The 2773-nt window shown below is 66.8% G+C and carries 4 protein-coding genes and 1 pseudogene; all 5 read right to left on the bottom strand.

Translation table 11 applies throughout. The features are described from left to right. On the bottom strand, positions 1–317 hold a 317-nt coding region (locus ACTS2Z_RS02360; protein ID WP_442571631.1), incomplete at its 3' end, for a hypothetical protein. Next, positions 301–726 carry an NlpC/P60 family protein gene (locus ACTS2Z_RS02365; RefSeq protein WP_442571632.1) on the bottom strand — a complete coding sequence of 142 codons (426 nt, stop codon included), beginning with the start codon at positions 724–726 and terminating at the stop codon, positions 301–303. The genes ACTS2Z_RS02360 and ACTS2Z_RS02365, both read right to left, overlap by 17 nt. A gap of 190 nt (positions 727–916) precedes the next feature. Beyond that, positions 917–1420 (bottom strand): DUF1833 family protein, encoded by a 504-nt coding sequence (locus ACTS2Z_RS02370; protein ID WP_442571633.1) that lies wholly within the window; start codon positions 1418–1420, stop codon positions 917–919. Further along, complete coding sequence (locus ACTS2Z_RS02375; protein WP_442571634.1) at positions 1420–1776, bottom strand: hypothetical protein; 357 nt, start codon at positions 1774–1776, stop codon at positions 1420–1422. The genes ACTS2Z_RS02370 and ACTS2Z_RS02375 overlap by 1 nt, the downstream gene beginning before the upstream one ends. Beyond that, a pseudogene (locus tag ACTS2Z_RS02380) lies at positions 1773–2773 on the bottom strand (hypothetical protein); the annotation flags it as partial. The pseudogene ACTS2Z_RS02380 and the gene ACTS2Z_RS02375, both read right to left, overlap by 4 nt.

Raw genomic sequence — 2773 nt, forward strand, 5'->3', positions numbered from 1 at the left:
GGCACGACGCGCAGCACGACATGGCTGCCAGCAACGGGCCGCGTCTCGCCCCACAGCTCCGCCGCCACAGGCTGGCCGTCCACAAAAGCGATCAGGTGCGCGCGCAGGACCGGGTCGGCAACGTGCAGCGCCGCCATCTCGGCAAGGCTAGCGCCCTCGGGGGCCTCTACGCGCCGAACGTCCGTCTGGAACGGGTGAAGGGCGAGATTCAGGGAAGAGGCCCCGGCCCCGTAAGGGGCCGCAAGCGCGACCGCGCGCCCGAGCCTTCGCGAGGCGCGAAGCCCCGGATGGGGCTGAGCATCAGGAACAGAGCTCATAAAACCCCTCCAGGCGCTTTTCCCATTGGAGATCTGAGAGCCGCTCCAGCCGCGTCGCGGACTGGCCGGGGCGGCGGGTGGCGAGGCAGTGTAGGAAGTCGCCCTGCCCGGCATAGAGCGCGGTGTGGACCGGCAGCCCGTCGATATTGAACAGGATCACATTGCCCGGAGGGGGCCGCTCGACGCGGGTCCAGGCAGACATTTGCGAGCTGATCAACGTCGATTGCAGGGCGAAGCGTTCGGCGCGGGTTTCGGGCCGTGCGCTGTAGATCCCGGCATGGTCCGGGCACGGCAGGCCGAATGTGTGCGGGCGCACCCACGCGACCAGCCCCCAGCAATCCCAGCCTTGCAAGTCCCGCCCGCGCCAGAGATAGGGGACGGCGAAGTAAGCGGAGAATGAAGGGACCATCGGTGACTGCCCTTTTTCAGGTGCGCAGCCCCGGCTAAAGCCGGGTCTCGCCGCGCAGGCCATCCGGCCTGCAGCGTTCCGCGAAAAGTCGCGGGCGGGCTTTGCCCTGACAGGCCGCAACGCGGCCTGAGAGCGCGACCGCGCGCCCGAGCCTATGCGAGGCGCGACACGCGGAGGCGTGGAGCATCACTCAAAAAAGCGCGGGCGCGTTGAAGGGATCGAAGACATAGGAGCAGACCAGCTCGCGCTCATCGTCAGGGTGGGCGAGCTGCAGACTGATCTCGAGCGCATCGCCATCGCACTCGACCAGCCGGAAATCGGGCAGCGCCTCCTCGACCGTGTCAGGGTCGGAGGCGAGCACCACTTCCACGCTGAAGACGGGCGGGCTGGTCAGTGTACGCAGAAGCGCCGTCAGGCGGCGGTCGATGTTCTCGATCCGCACCGACATGACCGGCTTCTCGCCCTCGCCTTGCGGCGGCAAGGTCAGCTCGAAACCGGCGGCGGTGTAGACATTCCCCCGGCTGGTTACGCTTTCCCCGTTAGCCACTAGCCGGATGGCACCATTGCTGATGCCGTATTCCGGCGCTTCAATCTCAAGGGCGGCAAAATCCGGGTGCGTGACCGTCAGCAGGGCCAGATGGATTTCATCGGTTTCCTGCGCCAGCGCGGCGTCGAGATAGCGGACCGAAGGCATTACAACACCTCCAGATCCAGACCGAGAGAGATCATCACGCCGGGGCCGGGATTGACCGAGACGCTGGCCTTGCCATTCACCAGGGCCGCATTGAGCGTGCCGTCGCTGAACGGGTCCGGCAGGGTGAAGCGCAGAGCGCCCTGCGCGATGTCATCCTCGAGGAAGTCCTGCCAGATGGCGTATTGCGCCGGGGTCAGATACCAGGTCGCGCGAAGCCGGTCCGGCATGCGCGTCGAGACGCGCCGCCGCTTTGGCGGGCCTGCATCGACCGGGCTGCGCTGTACGTTCTCACCGCCCGCAGAATCCAGCCCTTCGCGCTGCGGGTATTGCGGCAGGGTTTCAGGCCAGACGATCATCGATTACGCCCCTTCACGCCCACGCCGTACCGGTCGAGCATGACGCGGTCCATGCGGCCCGAGCTGAACATGGCTTCCGCCTTCTTCTCGAAAATGACATCGATCCCTTGCGAACCGCCGCGGCGCTCGCCTTCCTGCGCCCGCACACCGGCTTCCCGCTCGCCATGGAAGCGGATATCGAGCGGCACCGGTCCGGCCAAGGCCGGGGTTGGCTGGCTGACCTGCTGGCCCAGCCGGTCGAGCAGGCGAAAGAGCGCGCTGTCCTCGGACGGGTTAAGCATGCGCTCGCGGTCCCTGCCGATAATGAGGTGCTCGTCAGGCGCCAGATAACCACCGGAGTGCATGACGCGGGCCGAGCCGAGCGCGGATAGCGGCACGTCGCGATGCGGGCCAGATGCGTTGATAGGCCCGCCCGCATGCCGGACGCCCGCCTTGACGCTCGTGCCCTTCGCCCCACCGCTGAACGCCCCGTCGAGCGCGCCGAAAAGGGCATCTGCCAGCGGCCCGATAATGTAGCGCTCGATCATGATGCGCTTCAGCGCCGAAATGACGATGTCGGCCATTTCGCTAAAGGCTTCACCGACGCTCATCGCCCGGCTTTCAAGGTCATCGAGGAAGCCGGCAAAGTCGCTGATGGCGCCGGTCCCGGCCCGGTCAAGCTGGCTTTCCAGATTGCGGGAGTCTTCGGCCATCTTGGCGAGACCGCCGAAGACATTGCGCTCGAGCCGGTCGAAGTCCTGCGTGTCGTCGCCGTAAAGGGCGTCCTTCACCCGGCTGATCTCGGCGATCAGCGTGTCCGCATGCTCGGGGCTGCGCGCCATCACGGCGTAGAGATCGTCCAGACGCTGCGCCAGCTCCTCGGCGGGCTGGGTCAGGCTGCGCAGCAATTCCTTCTGGCGTTCGGCCGCCTCGTCACGCGGCAAGGCCAGTTCCATCGCCTTGCGTTCGGCCTCGGTCAGTTTCTCGATCGCTTCCACAAGGCCCAGCTGCTCGCGGC

Origin of the sequence: Glycocaulis sp. (assembly GCF_052168375.1) — a bacterium.
Lineage (GTDB): Bacteria > Pseudomonadota > Alphaproteobacteria > Caulobacterales > Maricaulaceae > Glycocaulis.

What these genes read in the sequence shown, in the direction of transcription:
- ACTS2Z_RS02375 (WP_442571634.1), bottom strand. Translation starts at nt 1,776, where the DNA reads ATGATCGTCTGGCCTGAAACCCTGCCGCAATACCCGCAGCGCGAAGGG.
- ACTS2Z_RS02365 (WP_442571632.1), bottom strand. Translation starts at nt 726, where the DNA reads ATGGTCCCTTCATTCTCCGCTTACTTCGCCGTCCCCTATCTCTGGCGC.
- ACTS2Z_RS02370 (WP_442571633.1), bottom strand. Translation starts at nt 1,420, where the DNA reads ATGCCTTCGGTCCGCTATCTCGACGCCGCGCTGGCGCAGGAAACCGAT.